The sequence below is a fragment of the Bradyrhizobium sp. CCBAU 11361 genome (assembly GCF_028128935.1).
GTDB lineage: Bacteria > Pseudomonadota > Alphaproteobacteria > Rhizobiales > Xanthobacteraceae > Bradyrhizobium > Bradyrhizobium niftali.
Genome location: NZ_LBJZ01000180.1, coordinates 79,283 through 104,833 on the forward strand (window position 1 = coordinate 79,283; position 25,551 = coordinate 104,833).

At 63.6% G+C, this 25,551-nt stretch carries 20 protein-coding genes and 1 tRNA gene; 14 read left to right on the forward strand and 7 right to left on the reverse strand.

Going from position 1 to position 25,551, the window contains the following annotated elements; translation table 11 throughout:
- Entirely contained in the window at positions 1-1,440 is a 1,440-nt protein-coding gene (locus XI08_RS23465; protein ID WP_271576134.1) for an FkbM family methyltransferase, read from the reverse strand.
- A 194-nt stretch (positions 1,441-1,634) separates the two neighbouring features.
- Here XI08_RS23465 and gatB point away from each other — a divergent pair, with 194 nt between their 5' ends.
- Together gatB and XI08_RS23475 are read left to right on the forward strand one after the other, a co-directional pair.
- Positions 1,635-3,119 carry an Asp-tRNA(Asn)/Glu-tRNA(Gln) amidotransferase subunit GatB gene (gatB, locus tag XI08_RS23470; RefSeq protein WP_271576135.1) on the forward strand — a complete coding sequence of 495 codons (1,485 nt, stop codon included), beginning with the start codon at positions 1,635-1,637 and terminating at the stop codon, positions 3,117-3,119.
- A 1,566-nt stretch (positions 3,120-4,685) separates the two neighbouring features.
- Complete coding sequence (locus XI08_RS23475; RefSeq protein WP_271576136.1) at positions 4,686-4,952, forward strand: hypothetical protein; 267 nt, start codon at positions 4,686-4,688, stop codon at positions 4,950-4,952.
- 146 nt (positions 4,953-5,098) lie between these two features.
- Here XI08_RS23475 and XI08_RS23480 read toward each other — a convergent pair whose 3' ends face one another.
- Together XI08_RS23480 and XI08_RS23485 are read right to left on the reverse strand one after the other, a co-directional pair.
- Entirely contained in the window at positions 5,099-5,962 is an 864-nt protein-coding gene (locus XI08_RS23480; RefSeq protein ID WP_271576137.1) for an FkbM family methyltransferase, read from the reverse strand.
- A 64-nt stretch (positions 5,963-6,026) separates the two neighbouring features.
- Positions 6,027-8,123: an O-linked N-acetylglucosamine transferase, SPINDLY family protein gene (locus tag XI08_RS23485; protein WP_271576138.1), complete on the reverse strand. Its 2,097-nt coding sequence runs from the start codon at positions 8,121-8,123 to the stop codon at positions 6,027-6,029.
- 257 nt (positions 8,124-8,380) lie between these two features.
- Between XI08_RS23485 and XI08_RS23490 the strand changes: the two genes are divergently transcribed.
- The 4 genes from XI08_RS23490 to XI08_RS23505 all read left to right on the forward strand — a co-directional run bounded on the left by XI08_RS23490 (position 8,381) and on the right by XI08_RS23505 (position 13,988).
- Positions 8,381-8,474, forward strand: a tRNA-Ser gene (locus tag XI08_RS23490).
- 379 nt (positions 8,475-8,853) lie between these two features.
- Complete coding sequence (locus XI08_RS23495) at positions 8,854-11,466, forward strand: tetratricopeptide repeat protein (protein WP_271576139.1); 2,613 nt, start codon at positions 8,854-8,856, stop codon at positions 11,464-11,466.
- 574 nt (positions 11,467-12,040) lie between these two features.
- Positions 12,041-13,558: a porin gene (locus XI08_RS23500; RefSeq protein ID WP_271576140.1), complete on the forward strand. Its 1,518-nt coding sequence runs from the start codon at positions 12,041-12,043 to the stop codon at positions 13,556-13,558.
- Positions 13,559-13,718: 160 nt separating this feature from the next.
- Positions 13,719-13,988, forward strand: a complete 270-nt coding sequence (locus XI08_RS23505) for a DUF3551 domain-containing protein (RefSeq protein WP_333928036.1) — start codon at positions 13,719-13,721, stop codon at positions 13,986-13,988.
- A 75-nt stretch (positions 13,989-14,063) separates the two neighbouring features.
- Here the strand turns inward: XI08_RS23505 and XI08_RS23510 are convergent, their stop codons facing one another.
- Entirely contained in the window at positions 14,064-14,339 is a 276-nt protein-coding gene (locus XI08_RS23510) for a DUF3551 domain-containing protein (protein WP_271576141.1), read from the reverse strand.
- Between the two features lie 156 nt (positions 14,340-14,495).
- Complete coding sequence (locus XI08_RS23515; RefSeq protein WP_271576163.1) at positions 14,496-16,907, reverse strand: lytic transglycosylase domain-containing protein; 2,412 nt, start codon at positions 16,905-16,907, stop codon at positions 14,496-14,498.
- Between the two features lie 281 nt (positions 16,908-17,188).
- Here XI08_RS23515 and dapA point away from each other — a divergent pair, with 281 nt between their 5' ends.
- From dapA to XI08_RS23535, 4 genes are all read left to right on the forward strand, one after another.
- Positions 17,189-18,079, forward strand: a complete 891-nt coding sequence (dapA, locus tag XI08_RS23520; RefSeq protein ID WP_271576142.1) for a 4-hydroxy-tetrahydrodipicolinate synthase — start codon at positions 17,189-17,191, stop codon at positions 18,077-18,079.
- A 57-nt stretch (positions 18,080-18,136) separates the two neighbouring features.
- Positions 18,137-18,553, forward strand: coding sequence for a large conductance mechanosensitive channel protein MscL (mscL, locus tag XI08_RS23525; protein ID WP_027547170.1), 417 nt, complete (start codon positions 18,137-18,139; stop codon positions 18,551-18,553).
- Positions 18,554-18,627: 74 nt separating this feature from the next.
- Positions 18,628-19,101 (forward strand): SsrA-binding protein SmpB, encoded by a 474-nt coding sequence (gene smpB / locus XI08_RS23530; protein WP_011087830.1) that lies wholly within the window; start codon positions 18,628-18,630, stop codon positions 19,099-19,101.
- Positions 19,102-19,105: 4 nt separating this feature from the next.
- Positions 19,106-19,687, forward strand: coding sequence for a peroxiredoxin (locus tag XI08_RS23535; protein ID WP_271576143.1), 582 nt, complete (start codon positions 19,106-19,108; stop codon positions 19,685-19,687).
- Between the two features lie 8 nt (positions 19,688-19,695).
- On the opposite strand, the gene XI08_RS23540 is transcribed toward XI08_RS23535, so the two are convergent.
- Positions 19,696-20,370 (reverse strand): uracil-DNA glycosylase, encoded by a 675-nt coding sequence (locus tag XI08_RS23540; RefSeq protein ID WP_271576144.1) that lies wholly within the window; start codon positions 20,368-20,370, stop codon positions 19,696-19,698.
- The gene (locus XI08_RS23545) at positions 20,351-20,995 is read right to left on the reverse strand and encodes a LabA-like NYN domain-containing protein (protein ID WP_092193220.1); all 645 of its coding nucleotides are present in this window, start codon (positions 20,993-20,995) and stop codon (positions 20,351-20,353) included. The genes XI08_RS23540 and XI08_RS23545 overlap by 20 nt, the downstream gene beginning before the upstream one ends.
- Positions 20,996-21,321: 326 nt before the next feature.
- Here XI08_RS23545 and rpoZ point away from each other — a divergent pair, with 326 nt between their 5' ends.
- From rpoZ to acpS, 4 genes are all read left to right on the forward strand, one after another.
- Positions 21,322-21,714 (forward strand): DNA-directed RNA polymerase subunit omega, encoded by a 393-nt coding sequence (gene rpoZ, locus XI08_RS23550; protein WP_027522935.1) that lies wholly within the window; start codon positions 21,322-21,324, stop codon positions 21,712-21,714.
- Positions 21,715-21,922: 208 nt separating this feature from the next.
- A complete protein-coding gene (locus tag XI08_RS23555) occupies positions 21,923-24,211 on the forward strand; it encodes a RelA/SpoT family protein (RefSeq protein WP_027547166.1) in 2,289 nt (762 codons plus the stop codon).
- Positions 24,212-24,322: 111 nt separating this feature from the next.
- The gene (locus tag XI08_RS23560; protein ID WP_271576145.1) at positions 24,323-25,075 is read left to right on the forward strand and encodes a pyridoxine 5'-phosphate synthase; all 753 of its coding nucleotides are present in this window, start codon (positions 24,323-24,325) and stop codon (positions 25,073-25,075) included.
- Positions 25,072-25,491 carry a holo-ACP synthase gene (gene acpS / locus XI08_RS23565; RefSeq protein WP_027547164.1) on the forward strand — a complete coding sequence of 140 codons (420 nt, stop codon included), beginning with the start codon at positions 25,072-25,074 and terminating at the stop codon, positions 25,489-25,491. Before XI08_RS23560 ends, acpS begins: the two co-directional genes overlap by 4 nt.
- Positions 25,492-25,551 lie beyond the last annotated feature (60 nt).

Consider the following 25,551-nt stretch of genomic DNA (forward strand, 5'->3'; position numbering starts at 1 on the left):
TCACAGGCTCGTGTTGGGCACTACGCCGGCGCGCCAGGCCGCGGCGTTGAGATGATCCGGCGCCGCCTTGCGCAGACGCGATGGGACCGCGACCTTTTGACCTGCGCGTGCCCGCTGGAGAACACGGCGGCGTTCGATCTCGGTGGCAACCAGCGGCTGCTTTGCCAGCCAGTCGAGGTCGACGGAAGGCGGTGCAAAGCACGAGGAGAACGACGCGAGCTGTTCGAACCGCTCGAGCGCTGCAGCCACGAACCAGCCGACGACGTTGTCCCCAGGCGCAAGATGGTCGAACCGCTGACTTGCCGGCCAGAATGGTTCCAGGATGCGGCCTTTGCCGCCCTTGAGCACCTCCGCCACGAACCGCAGTGCGTTGACGGCCATCGTGCGGTTGCCGATGTCCGAGGCGATGCGGGCGAGCGTCGAAAGGCGCGACAGCGAAGCTTGCTGCTGACAGAGCGCGCCGAGCGTATCGCAAGCGAACTTCAGCGCCGCGTAACGCTGAGGCCATGCGTGCTCCTGGGAGCGCCAGATCGCATAGCCGGCAAGAGCGTCGCGATAGATCGGGTCCTGAGCCGCGGCGCCGCCGGGCAGCGCATTGAAAATCGGCGCAAAGGATTGCGCCTTGAACTGCGCAAGCGCCCAGTCGCGTGCGGTGTCGTCGGGCTCCCACACCGGAATGGTCTCGATCAGGAAACCCTCGCCTGCGAGTGCTGCGGCGCGCTCGGGTTTGGCTGCGAACAGGTTGAGCTCGTAGGGATCGAGCGGCTCGCCGATCTTGACCGGTACCAAGACGGGTGCGCCGCCGAGAAGCCGGTAGATGCCGAAGCCGAGACTGGCGAACGCTGCCGGCAGGCCGTCGTTGTGCTTCTCGCCGGCTTTGATCTCGAACATCACCAGGGGAGAGTGCTCGGAGAAAAATGCCTGCGCGCCGGCCAGAATGCGCTCTTCCTCTCCTTCAGCGTCGATCTTGACGAAGTCGATGGCGCCCCAGTTCCTTGACTTCTGCTCGGCGTCGAGCGACGTGATCTGAACGTTTTCGCTGGGACCGCTGCCTTGCAGCGAGTTGAGCTCGCTGGAGCTGCCCAGCACCAGCTGACCCTCGCGCTCACCGTCGGACAGCGCGGCGGCGACGACGTGCAGGTTGGTGGCCTCGTTCTTGGCCTTGCTGAGCGCGAGCAGGCGGCGCGGCTCGCTGGCTGGTTCATAGGCGAACACCTGGCCATGAGGCGCGAGCAGCCGCGCCATCGGCAGGCTGTAGACGCCGAGATTGGCCCCGATGTCGAGCACGGTCATGCCCGGCTTTAACCAGCTTGCGAGAAACGCCGTCTCCTTCTCGAACCACGATTCCTGCTCGAGGATGACATAGGTTGTGATGGCGCCGAGCGTGGCCGGCACAACGATATGCGTCCCGTCAGTCATCCGGAGCGATAGCTCGCCCATCATGTCCCTCCCGCCTCGATCCATTTACGGTTGTCATGGCACGGATTGCGTGCAGTTTCACGCCCAATTCGGCCGATCGGGGAGCGGGGGCCCAGGTTGCATCGCTTTCCGCCCCGGCTTAATTAGTTAGCGTGGTAGCTCCCGCCCGGCCGGGGTCCGACCCGCATCCTCCAGCACAGAACGATATCTTCGCCATGAACGCTGACGCGACACCTCACAAACTGCTCAAAGGCTCAACCGGCGACTGGGAGATGGTCATCGGCATGGAGATCCATGCCCAGGTGACGTCGAACTCGAAGCTGTTCTCGGGTGCCTCCACCACGTTCGGCGGCGAGCCGAACAGCCACGTGTCGCTGGTGGACGCCGCGATGCCGGGCATGCTGCCCGTGATCAACGAGGAATGCGTCAGGCAGGCTGTCCGGACCGGGCTCGGTCTCAACGCAAAGATCAATCTGCGCTCGGTGTTCGACCGCAAGAACTATTTCTATCCGGACTCGCCACAGGGTTATCAGATCAGCCAGTACAAGTCGCCGATCGTCGGCGAGGGCGAGGTCGTCGTCGAGCTGGACGGCGGCAAGACGGCCACCATCGGCATCGAGCGGCTGCATCTGGAGCAGGATGCAGGCAAGCTGCTGCATGACCAGTCGCCGACCATGTCCTTTGTCGATCTCAACCGCTGCGGCGTGGCGCTGATGGAGATCGTCTCCAAGCCCGACATCCGCGATGCCGAGCAGGCCAAGGCCTATGTGACCAAGCTGCGCTCGATCCTGCGCTATCTCGGCACCTGTGACGGCGACATGGAGAAGGGATCCTTGCGCGCCGACGTCAACGTCTCCGTGCGCAAGCCGGGCGCGCCGCTCGGCACCCGCTGCGAGATCAAGAACATGAACTCGATCACCTTCATCGGACAGGCGATCGAGTACGAGGCGCGGCGCCAGATCGAGATCCTCGAGGACGGCGGGCAGATCGACCAGGAAACGCGGCTCTACGACCCCAACAAGGGCGAGACGCGCTCGATGCGGTCGAAGGAAGAGGCGCATGACTACCGCTACTTCCCCGATCCCGATCTGCTGCCGCTGGAGTTCTCGCAAGACCTCGTCGACGAGCTGAAGGCAAAGCTGCCCGAGCTGCCGGACCAGAAGAAAACGCGCTTCGTCGCCGATTTCGGCCTGTCGGCCTACGACGCGAGCGTGCTGGTCGCCGAGCGCGAGAGCGCGGTGTTCTACGAGACCGTGCTCGACAGGCTCGGCAACCGTGCCCGCGACGGCAAGACGGCGGCGAACTGGGTGATCAACGAGCTGTTCGGCCGTCTCAACAAGGAAGGCCGGGATATTACGGGCTCTCCCGTCAGCGCCGAGCAGCTCTCGGGGATCATCGACCTGATCGGCGAGGGCACGATCTCCGGCAAGATCGCCAAGGATCTGTTCGAGATCGTCTGGCAGGAGGGCGGCGATCCCCGCGCGCTGGTGGAAAGCCGCGGCATGAAGCAGGTCACCGACCTCTCGGCGATCGAGAAGGTGGTCAACGACATCATCGCGGCCAATCCCGACAAGGCCGCGCAGGTCAAGGACAAGCCGCAGTCGCTCGGCTGGTTCGTCGGCCAGGTGATGAAGGCGTCCGGCGGCAAGGCCAACCCGCAAAGCGTCAACGAGCTGCTCAAGTCCAAGCTCGGCGTCTAGCCTCACGCGTTCGGACGAGGTGACGGAGACGCTTCGTCACCTCGCCTTCGGTTCGCGATGCGACGCTCGCGCGCGTCCTCGGCGGCAAACTTCATCCCGATCGACAGCTCCGAGGCGACCGAATCGCCGTCACGCGATTCGCGCAAAACGGCGGCTTGCACACGCTCCGACGAGCGCTCGCGCCGTTAAGCATGAAAATATTTTCGTTGCCAAAATCTGCGACTCAGAGTCCGCGAAACGCCTTCGCGAGGCGATCCCGCGCGTCGCGACACGCGTCAGCGCGCCGGTCATGCGCAATGCGTGAGTGCAGGAAAATACTTTCTGCATAGTGTTTTCTTGCAATCAATACTCTCGCAAACACCGATGATGCGCCCACTCTCCGCGATCGAGCGAACGCGTCATGCAGTGTGCTTGCGTCGCGCCGGCCAAGCGCACGCGCCTTGCTGCGTCAACACTTCTTTAAGCGAGAAGCTGTTTTTTTCGTCGTGTTGGTGTATTCGGGATGAGTGTGCATCTCGATCCCCGAGTGCACGCAGCGATTAAAGCCATCTCACACATCGGAGGGCAACATGGCCAAGAAAGCGAAGAAGGCGAAGAAGGCGAAGAGCGCAGTGAAGAAGACTGCGAAGAAGACCCGCAAGGTCGCGAAGAAGAAGAAGTAACTTCGACTTCTGAAGTTGCCGGCTGCTAGACAGCCGGCACGTCATCAGCGCCTCCTAGAAGGCTCTGGTCGACGATAGAGGGTGTCGGCGAGACATCAGGTCAACGGTCGGATCGTTCTCTTCACGGTCCGGCAGAAGAAACAAGTTTTCTTCGTTCGGTGCGGGGCTGATTCTTTCGGTTCTGCAATTTCACGAGTGGCCTCGCGGTCAAAGTGGAATCTGGTCCTGACGTGTTCGCCGACGCCCTCGTTCCCTTGAGGCCGGGGTATTGCCGGCATTCCTTTTCCCGACATTGCCGATCTGATCGCGACGCGGCCGCGCTGCCGCTGTGCATTGCCTTGGGGCAGGCGATGGCTGCGGTCTTGCCGTTGCGCGGCGTCCGAGCGCCGTTTCCGCATTTGCGGACCCATCGCCCGGTTCCGACCGGCGATCCAGTACGCCGCGGCTCTTGATAGATGACTGGCCTCTCCGGAGTACCGGGTCACCCGCCCGCCGTTGGCCGAAGCTTCGGCGTCCCAGGACCGAAAAGCCCCGGCGTGGCCGGGTCGCGGGTGACGACAATGAGTGGCGGAATGTACGCCGCAGCGCCCCGCCACCGCGCGTGATGGTTATCGTTGTCCGAAAATCCCAAGGTAAACCGAATCTGACGAATTGCAGAAGTGCCTGCAAAACGGAGGCTTTTTGCATTCTCCATGCGGGCGCCGGCGGCCCGCGTTTACGTCTGCTTCATCGCGATACTTAAACTGCCATTCAAATTTGCCCGCCATCATCGCCTTCAACAAGCCGGCAAACGGCATGGGGAGAGTTGAACGGCGCATGATCCCAGAAGGGATCACGCAAATCAGAGTTGGACGGGAGCCGCGCTCGGGGGAACGAGGCGGCACAAGAAAACAGGGGATGCGTTATGTTTCAGGGTACTTTCGATCTGGAGACCGCGACGCCGATCGACGCGAGCGCGCTGTCGGACGTGCTGTTCGAGCGCGGGATCTATTGGGCGAGCGGCCGCGCCGGCCTCGTCGATCTCGTCGCCGCGCACAAATGGTTCAACCTCGCCGCCCTGAAGGGCCGCAAGGACGCCGTGGCGCTGCGCCAGGAAGTCGCCGGGCAGATGTCGGACGCCGACATTTCGGCCGCTCAGCGCGAGGCGAGGGCGTGGGTTTCCACCCACTGAGCGATTCACCCCGACCCGGGGAACTGGACTTCGACCGGTCGGTGCGATTGCGCGCCAAGGCGAGCTCGCAGCGATATCGCAAACGAGGCCGCTTCGTCGAGCCGACCGACGCGCACTCATACGCGTCCCGCGATCGTGCAATCAGTTCAGCGTTGCGGAAGCTGGATCGACGCCATGTAATCGTGAATCGACTGATCGGGGATCGCCTTCCGCGCAATCAGGTGGTGAACGCAGTTCGCGGCAAGGTCGAACGAGCGGTAGCAATGATGAGCGATCATTGCGAGATGCTTGAGTTGTTCGACCGTCATGGCAGCCGGCCGCATGAAGTTTCGCACGTAGACGATATCGGCCTCCAGTAGCTGGTTCATGGCCGCATGGTGATTGGATGGGTCGCTCAATGGAGCGATCATGCGCTGTTTGACGGCCGTAAAAGCGTGAGGAATGAACCCCTGCTTGCGCAGTTCGCCATCAATATCGCCGAATGTTGGCTGGTCCTTGTAGAGACAAAGAAACGAGACCTCCGTTTGGACGGCGACCGCCTGCTTCAGCTTTTCCCGCCCGCTTCCGAAAATTGCTAATTCGGAGCCCTGAACGTCAATTTTCAGGAAATCCAGATCCCGGATTTCGGCAATATCGTCGAGCCGGCGGGTCTGGACCGGATGTTCGCTGACCACGCTGCCCCATTCGGAAAATTTCGCAAAATGCGACAGCACATTCTGATCCGGAAGCAGCAGGCTCGTCATTCCCGGGAGTCGGCACAGACGCAGCTTTGCCTTGTGCCCATTCCCAACGACATAGTGATAGTAGCTCTCGAGGTCGCTCTTGCGGGCATTGAGCTCTGCAAGCGCTTCGTCCTGCGGTTCAAAGCCAACGACGGTACAAAGTCTTCGTTGCAGCATCGCCTTGTAGGGCGGCTCGCCATCGATCGGATTGGCCCCGACATCAACCACCGAGGTCAGCCGTGCCGGCCGGATGAGGTTGTTTAGAAGGTCCGGTTCGTTGTCAGTCATGCGCGGAGAAGCCCATGGAAGGAATGACATGAGGCTTCACGCCAAGGCGACCTCATGATGAGATTTAGACGGCAAACGAGGCCGGCGCCTCGCCAGCGTAGTGGCGGCGCCACATTTCATTGAAGGCTTTTTCGATGTGTCGCGCCATCCGGGCAGTTTCGAACAGAGGCCAAGTGGTCCGACGTGCCGCCAACTTGCTCTTGAGGGCGGTTCGAAGTTCGGAATCACGCGCGATCTGAAGCGCCAAGTCCTCATATTCGTCCAGCGATCGCGTCACTAGCTCAGGAAGGCCAACCGCATTCAGGAGACTGGCTGCAACACGTCCCGCAAAGGCGGTGCCGAGGCAGGTCAGGACCGGCAAGCCAGCCCAAAGGGCGTCGCTGGCCCCGGTATGGGCGTTGTAGGGCAATGTGTCCAGGAACAGATCGGCGAGTTGGTGGCGCGCCAGATGTTCGTCGGCAGGGACGAGTGGGGCGAACACGATCCTGTCGGCGGCGATGCCGCGCGCAACGGCTCCACGCCTCAGGTTCTCCCTGGCGATCGGGTCCCCATCAAGCAGCCAGAGGACGCTGCCCGCGGTCCTGGTCAGCAGCCTCATCCAGACATCGAACAGCAGGGGCGTGATCTTGGACGCTCTGTTGAACGCGCAGTAGACGAATGCGTCTTCCGGCAGACCGACCTCGCTCCGGGCCGGTCCATTTGGCAGGGGCGGTCGCCTCGCGTCGGTCGCCTGATAGCTGTCGGGGAGATAAATCACCTTCTCGGCGTAATGCTTCTGCTCTCCTTCGGGGATGACGATCCGGTCGGCCATGACGTAGTCGATATATGACGCGCCCATTGTGCCGGGAAAGCCGAGATAGTTGACCTGGATGGGAGCCGCCCGGCTCGCCAGGATCTTCGGCCGCGCACCGGCGGTGAAGCCTCCCAGATCGACGAGGACCTCGATGTTGAGCTGGCGTATCAGCTCGACCACGTCCTCGTCGGGAAGATGGCTGACGTCTTCGAAGCGCTCGAATGCTGCCTTCAGGCGGCCGCGCATCTCGCCGCGGTCATCCGGTCCGTAGGAGATGGCGCTAATTTCGAAGCGCTCGCGGTCGTGCTCCTCGAAAACTCCGGCCATCAAATGCGCGGTGGCGTGATTGTAAAAATCGGCAGACAGGTACGCGACCCGCAGCCGGGAAGCCGGTGACGGCGTTCCAGATATCGCTGCACCCCGTTCCGGGGCGACGTTGGCGACATATGTCTTCGCACAGGTCAATTGGTGTGCGGGAGACGACGAGGCATGAAAGAAGGTGAAGGGGTCGACCGCCACGCCGGTTTCGACGGCCTCGTCCAGGGCGGCCTGTTCACGTTCGAAATTGCGCCAGTCGGCACGCTTGCGCCTGGAACCAACGAGCTTGCTCAATGCGAACGGGAACGCCTTGTCCAGCGCGACCGTTCTTTCGAGCGCTCCGATCGCTTCGTCGTGCCGACCCATCTGGGTAAGGACTTCAGACAAGAGGAAATGGTTCTGTGGATTCGACGGTCCGAGCTCGACGGCCCTTTGGTAGCTGTCATGCGCTTCGTCGAGCCGACCGAGCTGGTGAAACGCGCTACCTCGGTTTGCGAACGCTGCGCTCGACGGCGCGATCGCAATGGCGCGATCAAATTCCGCGATGGCATCGTGAAGCTCCTTCCGTGCCATCAGGATCGCTCCGCGATTGAGATGCGCACCGGCGAAGTTCGGCGCCAGGGCAATCGCTTTCGCAAGCCAGTCGAGCGCATCGTCCGTCTTGTCCAATGCACGCAGCACGTTGGCATAGTTGAAGAGGACGTCGGGATTGCCGGGATCGACGCGGACAGCTTTCTTGAGCAATGGCTCGGCATCCGCGAAATTGCCGCGCTGTGCGTGCAACAGCCCAAGCATGTGGAGCGCGACGGGGTGCGTTCTGCTTCCCTTTAGGATCGCCGTGTAGGCCCGCTCCGCATCCGACACATTGCCCGCACGGTGCGCCGCAAGTGCCTGGTCCAGAACAGTCGACGGATGGAGTGAGGAGGGGGCCGAAGCTCCCTTGTTGCGGCTGTGCTGCGACATGTGATTGGGTTTTCTGGACCCCGATGACGGGGCTGTGCTTTGGCGAACTGGTGCAAAAACTCTAGCCGCCTTCGCCGGAGAGAACAACGGCCGCGCCGCCGCGCTTCGAGGCACGAAACTATCGCGCTCGGGCCGAGATTTCACGCATGATAATCTCGATGCCGGCCAACCGACGCGAGGGCTGCCCGCTACGCGGGCGTGACGACGGCCCGCCGGCCCGGGGCGTCAGCCAGTCCCGCCCGTCCTTCTTTCATCACTGCCAGAGCTTTCATGTGCAAAGAAACCCGCTCGTCCCAATTCTGCCGCTTGCAGCCCGCCGCCGTGTCGGGCATACCCGGCGCGTTGGAGACGTGGCCGAGTGGCTGAAGGCGGCGGTTTGCTAAACCGTTATAGGCTTGTAAAGGCCTATCGAGGGTTCGAATCCCTCCGTCTCCGCCAGATGCATCCAATTGAAATATCTTCCATTTTTCGCGGATTGGCCGCGCGCTCGGTTGCCCGGATGGGCTGAAGGGCGGAGCATCCCCGGCGTTGCCATCCCGCATGGTCCGCGGCGGCTGGTTTGCAGCTCGGCGAATCGCCGTAAGGGAGGCCGGAACCGTCAAATCCGGCTCTGCCGAGGTCCTCCCGGCCCAATGGACCATGTCCCCTGCACCTTGCCCGAGAAAACATGGCGTCCGGCGTATGTTCAACCGAGCCGGCGTGAGGTACTTCACCGGTCTTTCGCTCGATTGGGCGGATATGGGCATGGTTTGGGTGCTGAGCGCGACGTCGATCCGTGGACGTAGTGGGTCGCCGTGCAAGGGGTGTGTTCCCGTCGATGAAGAACATTGCAGCAATCTTCAATGAGGCGCTCTCGGCCCTCAATGCGCGCGATCTCAAGAAGGCCGAAGAGGGCTTCAGGCGGGTCATCAAGTCCGAGCCGTCGCATGTGCCTGCGCTCAACCTGCTGACAATCGTTCTGGTGAACACGAACCGGTTCGCCGAGGCCGAGCCATTCATCGCGCGCGCCGTCAAGCTCAACCAGGGATCGGATGTTTCCTTCTACAATTACGGGCTGATCGCGAAGCAGCTCGGTAAGCCCGCACTCGCGCACGAGCAATTCACCAGGGCCTTGCGGCTCAATCCAAATGTGCGCGAGAGCTGGAACAACCGCGGCGTAGCCTGCAACGATCTCGGCCAATACGAAGCGGCCATATCCGACTTCGACAGATCGATTGCCCTCGATCCGAACTACGCCGACGCTCATGCGAACAAGGGCAAGTCGCTGCTCGAACTCGGGCGCCATGCCGAGGCGTTGGCCGCCTATGACCGGGTGCTCTCCGTCAGGCCCGAACTGGTGGAAGCCTGGCTCGGCCGCGGCACGGCGCTGGCTCGTGGCGGGCGCCGCGACGAGGCTCTTGCCGCCTACGACAGTGCACTCTCCATCAGGGGCGATCTGGCGGAGGGCTGGATCGGCAGGGGCAATGTCCTGTACGAGCTCAGGCGCTACGCGGATGCCGACGCGTCCTACGACCGCGCACTCGGCATCGCCCCTCAATCGGCGGCCGCCTGGCTTGGCCGGGGCAACGTCAACGCGGATCTCAAGCGCTATGACGAAGCGCTCACGGCCTACGGCAAAGCACTCTCGATCAAGCCGGATTCGATCCAAGCCGTGGTTGGCCGCGGCAACGTCTTCACGGCCCTCAAGCGCCACGACGATGCCCTCGCGCTCTACGACGCGGTGCTCTCGAGCAAAGCGAATTCGGCCGAAGCCTGGCTCGGCCGCGGCAATGTCTTCCTGGATCTGCGGCGTCACGATGATGCGCTCGCCGCCTACGACAAGGCGCTCTCCATCGCGCCGGACCGGGCGGAAGCCTGGCTGGGCCGAGGCAATGTTTTCGCCGACGTCAAGCGCTACGGGGAGGCGCTCGACGGCTACGACAAGGCGCTGTCCATCAGGTCCGACCTGGCGGAGGCCTGGTTCGGGCGAGGGAATATCTTCGCCAACCTTCGTCGCCACGACGACGCGTTCGCGGCCTTCGACAGGGCGTTCTCGCTCAATCGCGACCTGCCCGGGGTGGAAGGCGCGAGGCTCTATTCGAAGCTGAATTGCTGCGACTGGACAGAGATAGAGGCTGAAAGAACGCGCTTGATCGCATCCATTCGTGCGGGCGAGGGGGGCTGTCAGCCGTTTGCGCTGCTCTCGATTGCGGCATCGGCCGAGGACCAGCGACGAAGCGCCGATTTCTGGATCGAAAGGATGCTTGGTCTTGCCGCGCGCAAATCCGTCGACGCTGTTCCCGTTCAGGCCGACAAGATCCGCGTCGGTTACCTGTCGGGGGATTTTCGCACCCATCCGGTCAGCTATCTGGCCGCAGGTCTTTTCGAGGCCCACGATCGCACCCGATTTGAAACGCATGGTTTCTCGATCGGCCCGACCGACGACAGCGATCTGCGCGCGCGATTGGAGCGGAGCTTCGACCAGTTTACCGATCTCTTCGAGCGGAGCGACGATGAAATCATGGGCTGCATCAAGGCGGCCAAAATCGACATCCTCGTGGACCTGATGGGGCATACGCTCGGAGCGCGGCTCGCTGTTCTCGCGCAGCGGCCAGCTCCAATTCTCGCAGGTTATCTCGGCTTTGCCGGCACCGTCGGCGGAGGATTGCTGGATTATGTGATCGCCGACGAGCGGGTCATTCCTGCCGAGGACCGCAAGCACTTTTCAGAGAAGGTCGCCTGGCTGCCGCATTGCTTCATGCCGCACGATGCCGAGGGACGCGCGATCTCGCATGCCGGGCTCGACAGGCGAGCGCAGGGATTGCCTGCCGAAGGCGTCGTCTTCTGCGCTTTCAACAACGCCTACAAACTCAATCCTGCGACCTTTGGGAGCTGGATGCGCATCCTGAAGGAGGTCGACGGCTCCGTCGTCTGGCTTTCCGATCTCCAGGATGTCGCAAAATCCAATTTGCGGAGAGCGGCCGAGGCAAGCGGCATCGATCCCCAGCGCCTGGTCTTTGCGACGCGCGTTGCCTCGACGGCGGATCACCTGGCGCGTCACGGCCTGGCAGACCTGTTCCTGGACGCGCTGCCGTACAATGCCCACACCACCGCAGGCGACGCTCTCTGGGCCGGCCTGCCCGTGCTGACGCTGGCCGGAGAAACCTATGCGGGCCGGGTCGCAGCCAGCCTGCTGCATGCTCTCGGATTGGTCGAACTCATCACGCATTCTCGCGATGAATATGAAGAACGCGCGATTGAACTGGCGCTAGATCGCGAGAAGCTCCGCGGCATCAGGGAAACTCTGGAAAAGCGTCGTCATACGATGCCGCTGTTCGATACGTCTCTGCTTGCCCGAAACCTGGAACAAGCGTTTGAGGCCATGGTTCGGCGGTATCGCGCCGGATTGCCGCCCGATCACATCGAGGTGTCCTCGGTACGATCCGTCTGATGGTTGGAACACCGGCCGATCGGTTGATCCGGATCGAGCCGCGAGTAGCCGATGCCTGGTTCTCGATGTTCCCAGCCGTGTTCCATGTGACTATTCGGCTTTTTGCCTGAAGGAGCGGCCGCACAGATTCGGCGGGGATTCGGCTGCTCGATTCGAGTGGGACAGAGGCGCAGCAGCGCCATGGAGAGCGGTGCCCAAACCGGGGATTTTTCAAGGCGGCTGGAACCAGAGAAATTTCTCTATGTTTTTCAGTCTGTTACGCGGGCGCCGTCGATCACAACTGCGTGTTATTTGTGCAACACCCATCGGAAAACACGTGTTTGAGGCCCGGTCCGAAGCGTTCTTTTGTTGTGTGTGCAAAGACGTTCAGTAATTGTGAGCGAGCGACGGAGGGGGGCATCCCGAGGTCGTCCCGTTCTAGGTGGTTCGCTTAAGTCCCTCGCGTTTTCAGCGGGTGTGTCCGAAAGCGCGAAGCGGCTAAGCGGTGGTTACAAGGGACAAGGGAACCAACCTTAGGGTGTCGTCACCCAGCGGATCCGGAACCTTCCCTATAGAGCAAACTTGGAGGTTTAACATGAACTTTAAGAGCCTTTTGCTCGGTACGGCGGCGGGTCTGATCGCCGTTGGCGGAGCTCAGGCAGCCGATCTTCCCGTGAAGGCCAAGGCGGTCGAATACGTGAAGATCTGCTCCCTGTACGGAGCCGGTTTCTACTACATGCCGGGCACTGACACCTGCATCAAGTTCGGCGGCTACGTCCGTGCGGACATGCTGGGGAACACGAACAGCGACTACGGCATCGGCCAGGGCGCTCCCGGCGGTGCTAACAACCGTCTGGACAACTACTACCAGAGCCGCGCTCGTATGGACTTCACCGTCGATACGCGGACGGCGACCGAGTATGGCGTGGTGCGCACCTACGCCGATATGATCTTCTCCTGGGATAGCCAGGCGACCACCGCCAGCAACCCGTCGGCGTTCTCGACCGGCTCGGCGACGCTCGGCCTCTACCATGCGTTCATCCAGTTCGCTGGTTTCACCTTCGGCCGCACCGTCTCGATCTTCGACGCACCGTGGCAGAGCTATCCGGCTGGTGGTCCCGACTTCCTTCCGGGCGGCAGCAACAACGTGACCGGTGTGAACCAGGTTGCGTACACGGCTGATTTCGGCCAGGGCATCACCGCTTCGGTGGCGTTGCAGGACCTGACGACCGCCGCTGGCGGCCAGACGAACCTCTATAACGCCAGCATCACTGCTGGTGGTCTCAGCGGCTTCACCTCGGCTTCGGCTGCTGGCGCTGCCTTCATCCAGGGCATCTACGGCACCAACGATTGGGGTGGCACGCGTACGCCCGACATCGTCGGTCAGGTTCGCGTTGACCAGGCCTGGGGTCTCGCCCAGTTCTCGGTTGCCGCGCACGAACTCCACACTGCCTACTACGGCACGACGGAGCCGACCGGCCATCCCGACGACAAGTGGGGCTTTGCGGTGCAGGGTGCCTTGTCGATCAAGAACATCCCGACTGGTGCGGGTGACTCGATCAACTTGCAGGCCGTCTACACCGACGGTGCGACCCGCTACAACTTCCAGAGCCTGTTCCCGCAGAACATCTACATCTACGGTGGCAGCGGCATCGCCTATCAGAGCCTCGGCTTCGCCGGTCTCGCTGATGGCGTCTTCGGTACCGGCACCGGTATCGACACGGTCAAGACCTGGGGCTTCCGCGGTGGTTACACCCACAACTGGTCCCCGAACTGGGCTTCGTCGATCTACGGTGCTTATGCTTCGCTTCGCTACGGCGACACGGGCAAGGCTCTGATCTGCGCCAACTTCGTCGCCGCCTTCGGCGCCGCCACTGCCACGTGTAACCCGGACTTCAACCTCGCGGTTGTCGGCGGCAACGTGGTCTGGACCCCGGTCAAGAACCTGGCCTTCACTGCCGACCTGAGCTACGTCTGGCTCGACCAGAAGTACTCGGGCACGATCACGGGTGCTGCCACGGGGAACGCCGCGGTTGCGAAGCCCGTCGCCACCTACGAGCTGAAGGATCAGGGCAACCTCCAGTTGCTCCTCCGCGCTCAACGCAACTTCTAAGATCGGTCGTCTGACTGATCTGCGAACCCCGGCAGGAAACTGCCGGGGTTTTTCTTTGTGGGTCTCGCGGAGACCGTCTAAAAGGCAGATCGTTCGTCTGCACGCGGTACGGGAGTTTCTGAGCGTGAATTCTTCGAGGATCTGGAGACGGGTGCTGAGCGTGCTGGGTGCGGCATCCATGGTCGCTGCGCTCACCCCGTTTTTCGCGCCGGCGGCCGCTGAACCCCTGGATCCCCGCTATCCCGTGTGCCTCCAGAAATGGGAGTGGGGCGGCAGCAGCAGGACCTACTGCAGCTACCTATCGTGGGAAGACTGCAGGGCTGCCGCGATGGGGTTGTCGGCGATGTGCATGGCCAACCCATATTGGTCCCCGCCGGATTCAGCCGGTCCGGCTCGCGCTCCCCGCGGCCGGTCCGCGCCGGCCGGGTGAGAATCGAAATCCTCTGCGAAATCGGGCCCGCAGCTTCCGTGTGATCTGACCGCCTCAACGAGCGCGATCAGACTATCACCTGGGTCCCTTCCATTCCTGGAAGGCGTAGGTTGGATTCAAACCGCAGGAATCGATCGTGCCCGAAGCAGTCGCCATACACTGGTTGTAGGTGGAAAACAGGCAGTTGCCAGGGTAGCCCCAACGCCGTCCTTGCAGGCAATAACGATCCTGAATGCCGGTTGCCTGCGGCTGGGAATGGTGACGATTCTTGCCGTGGGCGGGCGAGCCGGCAACGACCAAGCCGGACAAGGCCACGGCTGCGAACATGGGCACACCGACCACGCGGGACATGAGATCTCTCCGGGTTCGTGAGGGCTAACCAACTGCTGTTGGTCATGCTTGTTCCAGCCCTATGGCGGGGCCGTCCGCCCCGTCACGACATTCTACCCCGAACCTTTGCTGCATCGCTGCCAGGGCTCAGGACCAAGCCGGGTCGATCAAGCCCCGCTATTCCACGCTGCCGGTGCCGCGGCGCAAATCGGCCTCGATCTGCAACCGCGTGCCGCCGCCGAAGCGGGCGCGGTAGACCTGAAGGTTCTCCATGATCCGCTGCACGTAGTTGCGCGTCTCGGAGAATGGAATGAGCTCAACCCAGTCCACCGCATCGACCTTGGGATCGCGCGGATCGCCGTACCGGTCGACCCACTTCTTCACGCTACCGCGGCCGGCATTGTAGGCGGCAAAGGTCATGATGTAGGAGCCGCGATAATCCTCGAGCAGTCCGCCGAGCTCGGCCGAGCCGAGCGTGGCGTTGTAGACCGAATCGTTCTTCAGCCGCCCGAGATCGTAAGTCGCGCCGTGCCGCTTGCAGACATAGCGTGCGGCGTCCGGTGTCACCTGCATCAGCCCATAGGCCTGCGCCGGCGAGACCACCGAGGGATTGAATGCGCTCTCCTGCCGCGCGATCGCATAGACGATGCTGCGCTCGACCTCGGGGCCGATCGGCGTGAACTGCGGGATGCCGTTGACGGGATAGGCGTAGAAGTCGAACGGCAGGCCGCGGTTGAGCGCGGCCTTGCCGAGCAGCAGCATGCCGCGCGCATCGCTGTGGCGCTGGGTCAGCTCGCCGAGGCCGGCCAGCGCCTCGGGATCTCCGTTCTCGCCCATGTCGGCGAGCATGGGCACCGCCATCTCGCGTTCGTCGAGCTCGTAGAGCAGCTGCGCGGCGCGCACGATCTCCAGCCGTTCGGCGCCACGGCCGCGCGGCTGACTGTTGAGCTCTATCTGCGGCAGACTGAGCTTGGCGCGTGCGAGCTGGCCGTAATAGCTCGTGGACTGCTCGGCGGCCCGCGCATAGGCATTGCGCGCCTCCTGCTGACGGCCAGCGGCTTCCGCGGCGCGACCCTGCCAATAGCCGGCGCGCGCCAGCGCGGTCGGATTGACGCTGCCGACGCCGATGCGGGCAAAATGCTGGGTGGCGGTGGCGGGATCGTTGAGGAAGCGCAGCGCGATCCAGCCGGCGGTGAACTCCTGCTCGGTCTTGTAGATGTCACGCGAGGGCAGCGCCGCATCGCGCGCGATCAGATAGGCGCTGCGGAATTCCTCGGTATCGATCATCTTGCGCGCGAGGAGGCGCCGCTCGATCCACCATTCGTCGAGATTGTAGAGCCGGTTCGGATCCTTCGGCGCCGACAGCATGAGCTGGGCCGCTTCCGCAAACTTCTCCTCGCGGCGCAGCAGCTGGATCTTGCTGAAGATGAAGCCGGGATCGTTGTGCAGCTCGCGCGGCACCGCGTCGAGCAAGGCGTGCGCGTTCGGCGCCTTCTTGACGGCGGCGATGCGGGCCTTGGCGAGCGCGACATAGCCGGCGCCGAGACGTTTTGCGGCACGCAGCGCGGCCTCGTTCTCGCTGCCGTAGAGCAGGGTGTCCATCCGCGCCTTCTGGTCGCCCGGCGTCAGCAGGGCGCCGAACTGGTCGAGCGCGTTGTTCTCGGTGTCCTCCGACATCGGATCGCTGCGCCAGGCCTCGCGCACCAGCCGCTCGGCATTGGCGCGGTCGCCGCGCGCCAGCATCGCTTTGGCGAGCGTGAAGCGGCCCTTGGCGGACACTGGGGATTCGTTCTCGAACCATGACCACGCAACTGAATCATCGCGCCTGTCGTCCCACATCGCAGCCTCGAGCCGGCGGCGCAGGAAGGTCTGAGACGGCCAGCTTGGATTGGCGGAGAGGAAGGCGCGGTAGCGTTCCACGGTCGCGCCGTTGTCCTCGCTGCGCAGGATGATCCATTCGGCGAGCTTTCGCGCAACGGGATCCGAGATCGAGGCAGCGTAATTGGTGGCGTCGGCCGCCTTGCGCTTGCGCACGAGGTCGATGACGTTCTCGAGCGTGTCCTTGTCGGCTTGCGACGTCGAGGAGGTCGCAGCGACCGCGGCCGGCGTGACCGGCTTGCGCGGCGTAGCGTGCTGGCGGGTCGCGGGAGCCAGCACGGGAGCTGCGATCGGTTTGGCGGTCGGAGCGGCGGCAGGTCTGACGGTGGCCGTTGCGGCCGGCGCGGGGGCGGCCTTGGGGGCTGAGCCGTTGGCGGTCGGCTGCGATTTCGGCGCGGGCATCGCTGCCGCAGGCTTGGGCTTGTCCTTGGCGGGTTCCTTGCCAGCACCCTTGCCGGCATTCTGGGCCGGTTTCTTCGCGGCATCCTTGGCCGGGGCGCCAGCCGCCCCCTTGCTCGCGCCCTTCGCTGTGTCCTTGCCGGTTCCCTTGGCTGTTTCCTTCGCTGTGTCCTTCGTTGTGTCCTTGGCCGATCCTTTGCCGGATCCCTTCGTGGCGTCCTTGGCGGCTGGCTTCGCGGTGTCCTTGGCGCCTTCGGCAGGTGTCTCATTGGACTTGGCCCAGGCGGCGCAGCCGACCGACAGGCCTGCCATCAGGCACACGACCAGACCGGTGGATCGCCATGTGGCACGAGGAAATGAGGTCACGGCGTTTCGTCGCCCCGAATCAGTCAAGTGGCTCAAGATCTAGCTGAATTTGATTGAATATGCGGACAAAATACCAACAGCCGCTTACCGCGGGCGGGTTTGCACCATCACCGCGGCAAAATCGCGGCCTAAACGGTGCGTCGCACGGGAGCGGCCCTTTTACCGGCGGGATAGACCCGATATGAATGGGGCTTGCTCTCAAAACTCGCCGCGTACGGAGGAAGTCCATGGCAGCCAAGACGAAATTCCGGGGGTCGTTCACCGCCTTGGTCACGCCGTTCAAGAACGGCTCGCTCGACGAGGCGGCGTTCCGCTCCCTGGTCAACTGGCAGATTTCCGAGGGCACCAACGGCCTGGTCCCGGTCGGCACGACCGGCGAGAGCCCGACACTCAGCCATGACGAGCACAAGAAGGTCGTCGAGTGGTGCATCGAGGAGGCCAAGGGCCGCGTGCCGGTCGTTGCCGGTGCCGGCTCCAACTCGACCAAGGAGGCGATCGAGCTGGCCCAGCACGCCGAGAAGGCGGGCGCGGACGCCGTGCTGGTGGTGACGCCCTACTACAACAAGCCGACCCAGGAAGGGATGTACCAGCACTTCAAGGCGATCAACGATGCGATCGGGATTCCGATCATCATCTACAACATCCCGCCGCGCTCGGTGATCGACATGTCGGTCGACACCATGAAGCGGCTGTGGGAGCTGAAGAACATCGCCGGCGTCAAGGACGCTACCGCCAGCATGGTCCGCGTGTCGCAGCAGCGTGCGGCGATGGGCGAGGACTTCAACCAGCTCTCGGGCGAGGATGCGACCATCCTCGGCTACATGGCCCATGGCGGCCATGGCTGCATCTCGGTGACCTCGAACGTCGCGCCGCGGCTGTGCTCGGAGTTCCACACCGCCTGGCAGAAGGGCGATCACGCCACCGCGCTGAAGCTGCACGACAAGCTGATGCCGCTGCACAACAACCTCTTCATCGAGAGCAATCCGGCGCCGATCAAGTACGCGATGTCGCTGCTCGGCAAGCTCGACGAGACGCTGCGGCTGCCGATGGTGCCGGTGTCGGAGCCGACGCGCGTTGCCGTGCGCAGCGCCATGGTGCACGCCGGCCTGATCAACTGACGCGGCAGCCTTTCCGGGGAGCCTTTCATGAGCGGGGTCGATCAAACGGGCAGGCGGATGCTCAAGGAGTTCCGCGAATTCGCCATGAAGGGCAACGTCGTCGATCTCGCGGTCGGCGTCATCATCGGCGCGGCCTTCGGTGCGATCGTCACTTCGCTGGTCGGCGACGTGATCATGCCGTTGATCGGCGCCGTCACCGGCGGCCTCGACTTCTCGAACTACTTCACCCCCTTGTCGAAAGCGGTCACCGCCACCAACTTAGCGGATGCCAAAAAGCAAGGCGCGGTCTTGGCTTGGGGCAGCTTCCTCACGCTGACGATCAACTTCATCATCATTGCCTTCGTGCTGTTCCTGGTGATCCGCGCCATCAACACGCTGAAGCGCAAGGAGGAGGCTGCACCGGCCGCTCCACCGAAGCCGTCGGCCGAGGTCGAGCTGCTCACCGAGATCCGCGATCTCCTCAAGAAGTCTTGACGCGCGCGCTTCACCCAAACTGTTAGCGTCCGCGCGTATCTCACTCGGGTTTTTTTGCCAGGTTTTTGAAGGTCATGGCCGATAAGAACGAACGACCGATCAAGGTCATGGCGGAAAATCGCAAGGCCCGCTTCAACTATGCGATCGAGGATACGATCGAGGCGGGCATTGCGCTGACCGGCACCGAGGTCAAGTCGATCCGCAACGGCAAGAGCACGATCGCGGAATCCTACGCCGACTCGAAGAACGGCGAGATCTGGCTGATCAACGCCACCATTCCCGAATACCTCCAGGGCAACCGCTTCAACCACGAGCCCAAACGGCCGCGAAAGCTGCTGCTCCATCGCCGGCAGATCAACAAGCTGATCGGCGCGGTGGACCGCGAGGGCATGACGCTGATCCCGCTCAAGCTCTACTTCAACGAGCGCGGCCGGGCCAAGCTGCAGCTGGCGGTTGCCAAAGGCAAGAAGCTGCACGACAAGCGCGAGACCGAGAAGAAGCGCGACTGGAGCCGGGAGAAGGGCCGCCTGCTCAGGGCGAGGGGATAGCGGGATGAATCAGAAGAACCTGCTCGAGGTCGACTGGAGCAAGATTCCGGCGCCGGTTGATGATGGCGGCGCCGCGCATCTGCCGGGCATGACGCTACCCGCGATCGGCCTGCTCGCGACCGACGACACATTAGTCATGCTGTCGGCGCTCTCCGGCCGAACCGTGGTGTTCGCCTATCCCCGCACCGGCGAGCCCGGCAAGATCTCGCTGGTTGACGATTGGGATATGATCCCGGGCGCGCGCGGCTGCACGCCGCAGACCTGTGCGTTTCGCGATCTGTTCGCCGAGCTGAAGGCCGCCGGCGCCGCTCAAGTGTTCGGCCTCTCGACCCAGAGCAACGCATACCAGACCGAGATGGCATCGCGCCTGCATCTGCCGTTTCCGGTGCTGTCGGACGAGAAGCTGGCGCTGACGAGCGCCCTCAAACTGCCGACCATGGAGGTCGCAGGCCTGACGCTGATCAAGCGCCTTGCGCTGATCATCGACGACGCCAAGGTCACGCACGTGTTCTATCCGGTGTTTCCGCCCGACCGGAACGCCGGCGATGTCCTGGACTGGCTGAAGGCCAATCCCGTCAAAGGCTAGTCCAAGGGCTAATCCAGGTCGGCCTTCACCTTCGCGAACACGGACCGGAACATGTCCGGCGTCAGCACGCCGGTGTTCGTGTTGTAGCGCGAGCAGTGATAGCTGTCGTAGAGCCTGAACGCGCCGGCCTGATGCACCGCGCCGTGGCCGAAGGGGGCTTGCGAGGCCTTCAGGTTCAGCGGCTTGAGCACCGTGTCGTGAGCAATGCGTCCAAGCGCGACGATCGCGCGCAGCTTCGGCATCGTCGCGAGATTTGCCGCGAGGAACTGGCGGCAGGTGTTGATCTCGACCGGCAGCGGCTTGTTCTGCGGCGGAACGCAATGCACGGCATTGGCGATGCGGCAGTCGACCAGCTTCAGCCCGTCATCGGGACGCGCCTGGTAGGTTCCCTTGGCAAAGCCGTATTCGAGCAGCGTGGCGTAGAGCAGGTCGCCGGCGTAGTCGCCGGTGAAGGGACGGCCGGTGCGGTTGGCGCCCTGCATGCCCGGAGCGAGGCCAACGATCAGGAGACGCGCCTTGATGTCACCGAAGGGCGCGACCGGGGCGTTGTGCCAGGACGGCTCGCGCGCGCGGTTCGCCTCGCGAAAGGCGACCAGGCGCGGACAGAGCGGACAGTCACGGTCGGGGACGAGGGTGGGGGGCTGGCGGCCTGACCGGGCCGCCTCACTCCTCAAAGTCGTCATCGCCCCTCGGCGCCATCGTGGTTGCGCGCTGGAGGAATTGCGGGGCGTGGTGGCGGGCCTCGCGATCGCCGCGATCGCGCGGGGCGGGGCGTTCGGACGGGTCGCGGCCGAGCTTGGACTGCAGCTCGACGAGGTCGGTGAAGACGTCGGCCTGGCGGCGCAGCTCGTCGGCGATCATCGGCGGCTGGCTGGCGATGGTCGAGACCACCGTGACCCGCACGCCGCGGCGCTGGACGGCCTCGACCAGGGAGCGGAAGTCGCCGTCACCGGAGAACAGCACCATCTGGTCGATGTGCTCGGCGAGCTCCATGGCGTCCACGGCGAGCTCGATGTCCATGTTGCCCTTGACCTTGCGACGGCCGGAGGCGTCGATGAACTCCTTGGTCGCCTTGGTGACGACGGTGTAGCCGTTGTAGTCCAGCCAGTCGATCAGCGGGCGGATCGAGGAGTATTCCTGATCCTCGATGATGGCGGTGTAGTAGAACGCCCGCAACAGCGTCCCCCGGCTCTGAAACTCCTTCAGCAGGCGCTTGTAGTCGATATCGAAGCCCAGAGTTTTCGCCGTCGCGTAGAGATTGGCCCCGTCGATGAAGAGCGCGATCTTGTTGGTAGGAGAAGGTGACATTCAGTTTGCTCGCGAAGTGCTCGTGATTGATCGTTTATTGTTGGCGCTGCAGCAGGCCGCGCAGTTCTAGAGTGCCGCCGAAACCCGTCGAAACCGCAAATCCGGAGAAGTCGGGGCAATCAAGGTATAGTTATGGCGAACTCTCAAACACCCGGGGCCGCCCTCAATGGCAGCCCTGGAAATCGCCCATCCCAGCCCCAATGTGGGGGTAGCAGAGCCATTTGGCGAGGCCAAATCACAAATTGGCCTTGCGAAATTGTCTTGGTCCCTATAACTAGCCCCAATCATCCACATATTTCGTCCCACCCACAACGGAGCGACAGTCCATGGCTCGCGTCACCGTAGAAGATTGCATCGACAAGGTCGATAACCGGTTTGACCTGGTCCTGCTGGCCGCCCACCGTGCCCGCATGATTTCGTCGGGTTCACAACTAACGGTTGACCGCGATAACGACAAGAACCCTGTTGTGTCTCTGCGTGAAATTGCGGACCAGACCATCTCTCCGGAGGACCTCCGCGAGGAGCTGGTGCACTCGCTCCAGAAGTTCGTCGAGGTCGACGAGCCCGAGCCCGACACGGTGCCGCTGATCGGTTCCGCCGGCGCCAGCGTCGATGCGGACGATACCGAAGTTGCCGTTGAGCGCATGACCGAAGAGGAGCTCCTGAAGGGCCTCGAAGGCCTCGCGCCGCCGGAAGAGCAGCCCGAGGAAGACGAGTAGATCGTCCCGTCGCAATCGTCGAATTCTTGTGATCTTATCAAAGGCCCGAACCTGTGTTCGGGCCTTTGCTTTTGTTGGCGTTTTCGTGGTTACCATAGTGTTGCCGGTTCGCGCTGCGCGCCTGTCACCGAATTGATCGGACGCGCGCGGGATCGGAGCTAAGATGTATACAACGGGCCGCCTGAGGTCCGTTTGAAGGCAGGACGGCATGGTGTATCGACGCCGCAGACCAACGCAGATGCAGGCCGCAACCGAATCGGTTGCCGTGGCCCCGACTGCGCCGGTGGCACGCCCGGCCAAGCCGCGTGCGCGCATGATGCGTCAATATGACCTCGTCGAGCGCGTCAGGTCCTACAATCCCAACACCAACGAAGATCTGCTGAACCGCGCCTATGTCTACGCCATGAAGGCCCACGGCTCGCAGACGCGGGCCTCGGGCGATCCGTACTTCTCGCATCCGCTCGAAGTGGCGGCGATTCTCACCGACCTGAAGCTCGACGACGCCACCATCGTGGCCGCGCTGCTGCACGACACGATCGAGGACACCGAAGCGACGCGGGCCGAGATCGACCAGATCTTCGGGCCCGAGATCGGCGCGCTGGTCGAGGGCCTGACCAAGCTGAAGCGGCTGGAGCTGGTGTCGCGCGAGGCCAAGCAGGCCGAGAACCTGCGCAAATTGTTGCTGGCGATTGCCGACGATGTCCGCGTGCTCCTGGTGAAGCTCGCCGACCGCCTGCACAACATGCGCACGCTGGAATTCGTGCCGACGGAATCGCGCAGGCGCATTGCCGAGGAGACGCTCGACATCTACGCGCCGCTCGCCGGCCGCATGGGCATGCAGGAAATGCGCGAGGAGCTGGAGGATCTGTCCTTCCGCACGCTCGACCCCGAGGCCTATTCGGTGGTGATGCAGCGGCTCGATGCGCTCGCCGAGCGCAACCGCAATCTGATCGGCGAGATCGAGGCCCAGCTCTCCAACAATCTGCGCCACCGGGGCCTTGGCGCGCGGGTCTATGGCCGCCGCAAGAAGCCGTTCTCGATCTGGACCAAGATGGAACGCAAATCGGTCGGCTTCGAGCAGTTGTCCGACATCTTCGGCTTCCGTGTCGTCGTGAACGACGTCGAGGCCTGCTACCGCGCGCTCGGAATCGTCCACACCACCTGGCCGGTCGTGCCGGGGCGTTTCAAGGACTACATCTCGACGCCGAAGCAGAACGACTACCGCTCGATACACACCACCGTGATCGGTCCGGGCAACCAGCGCGCCGAGCTCCAGATCCGCACCGAGGCGATGGACCAGATCGCCGAGCGCGGTATCGCCGCGCACGTGTTCTACAAGGAAGGCGCGGGCTCGCCGACCGAGTTCCTCAAGCGCGAATCCAACGCGTTCGCCTGGCTGCGCCACACCGTCGGAATCCTCTCGGAGAGTGCCAACCCCGAGGAATTCCTCGAGCACACCAAGCTCGAGCTGTTCCACGACCAGGTGTTCTGCTTCACCCCGAAGGGCAAGCTGATCGCGCTGCCGCGCCATGCCAACGTGATCGACTTCGCCTATGCGGTGCATACCGACGTCGGCAATAGCGCGGTGGGCTGCAAGATCAACGGCAAGTTCTCGCCGCTGTCGTCGGAGTTACAGAACGGCGACGAGGTCGAGGTGCTGACCTCGGAGGCGCAATCGGCGCCGCCTTCGGCCTGGGAAACGCTCGCGGTCACCGGCAAGGCGCGCGCCGCGATCCGCCGCGCCACGCGCACCGCCGTGCGCGACCAATATGTCGGTCTCGGCCGGCGCATCGTCGAGCGCCTGTTCGAGCGCGCCAAGATCGAATACGCCGACGACAAGCTCAAGGGTGCGCTGCCGCGGCTTGCGCGCACCTCGATCGAGGACGTCATGGCGGCCGTGGGGCGCGGCGAGATCAAGGCCTCACACGTCGCGCGCGCGATGTATCCCGACTACAAGGAGGAGCGCGTCGCCCGCTACGGCATCAAGAAGGGGCTCGCCGCCAAGCTCAAGGAGAAGGCGGCCTCCGAGCCGCCGCGAACCCCGGTCGCGATCCCGATCCGCGGCATCAATTCCGACCTGCCGGTGAAGTTCGCGCCGAACGGCGGCGCGGTGCCCGGCGATCGCATCGTCGGCATCGTCACGCCGGGCGAGGGCATCACCATCTACCCGATCCAGGCGCCGGCGCTGAAGGATTTCGAGGAGGAGCCGGAGCGCTGGCTCGACGTGCGCTGGGACATCGAGGACACCGCGCCGCAGCGCTTCCCGGCCCGTATCAGGGTCGAGAACGTCAACGAGCCCGGCGCGCTCGCGCAGATCGCGACCGTGATCGCCGAGCACGACGGCAACATCGACAACATCAGCATGCAGCGCCGCTCTCCGGACTTCACGGAGACGACGATCGATCTCGAAGTCTACGACCTGAAGCACCTGAGCGCGATCCTGGCCCAGTTGCGCGCGAAGGCGGTCGTCGCCCGCGTCGAACGTGTTAATGGATGAAGCTCGTCGTTGCCGGGCTTGACCCGGCAACCCATCTCTTCGAAGAGGATGGATGCGCGGGTCAGGCCCGCGCATGACAAGTTGAGAAATGTTACCTTTGTGAGCCTTGCAATGCCCGCTTCTCCGCTCCGCCTCGGCGTCAATGTCGACCATGTCGCGACCCTGCGTAACGCGCGCGGCGGCCGCAATCCCGATCCGGTGCGCGCCGCGCTGCTGGCGATCGAGGCCGGCGCCGACGGCATCACCGCGCATCTGCGCGAGGATCGCCGGCATATCCGCGACGAGGACATGGCGCGGCTGAAGGCCGAGATCTCCAAGCCGCTCAATTTCGAGATGGCAGCGACCGACGACATGATGCGCATCTCGCTCGCCACCAGTCCGCATGCGGTGTGCCTCGTGCCGGAGCGCCGGCAGGAGGTGACGACCGAGGGTGGACTGGATGTGGTCGGCCAGCACAATGCGCTCGCGCCCTACATCGCGCGGCTGAACGATGCCGGCATCCGCGTCTCGCTGTTCATCGCCGCCGACCCCGCGCAGATCGAGATGGCGGCGCGGCTGCGTGCGCCGGTGATCGAGATCCACACCGGCGCCTGGTGCGACGCCGTGGTCGATGGCCACACCGAGAAGGCCGACGCCGAATGGCAGCGGATCGTGGCGGGCGTGAAGCTGGCGAAGGAAGCGGGGCTGGAGGTCCACGCCGGCCACGGGCTCGACTATGCGACGGCGGAGACGATCGCGGCTCTGCCCGAAATCATGGAGCTCAACATCGGCTACTACATGATCGGCGAGGCGCTGTTCGTCGGTCTTGCCGAGACGGTGCGCAGCATGCGCGCGGCGATGGACCGCGGACGGAGCCGGGCATGATCATCGGCATCGGCTCCGACCTGATCGACATCACCCGCGTCGGCAAGGTGATCGAGCGCCACGGCGAGCGTTTCCTCGACCGCATCTTCACCGCGGCTGAGCGGGCCAAGGCGGAGCGCCGCGCCAAGAACGAGAAGATGGTGGTGGCGACCTATGCCAAGCGCTTTGCCGCCAAGGAGGCCTGCTCGAAGGCGCTCGGCACCGGCATCAGGCTCGGCGTCTGGTGGCGCGACATGGGGGTGGTCAACCTGCCCGGGGGACGGCCGACCATGCAGCTGACCGGCGGTGCCCTGGCTCGGCTCCAGGCCCTGACGCCTGCTGGCTTCGAGGCGCGGATCGACCTGTCGATCACCGATGACTGGCCGCTCGCACAGGCCTTCGTCATCATTTCAGCCGTTCCGCTGGCCAAGCCCTGACCGTTCCGGGGTCATTTTATAATTCTTGTTAAAGATCAATATCTTATGCAGTTTTGATGC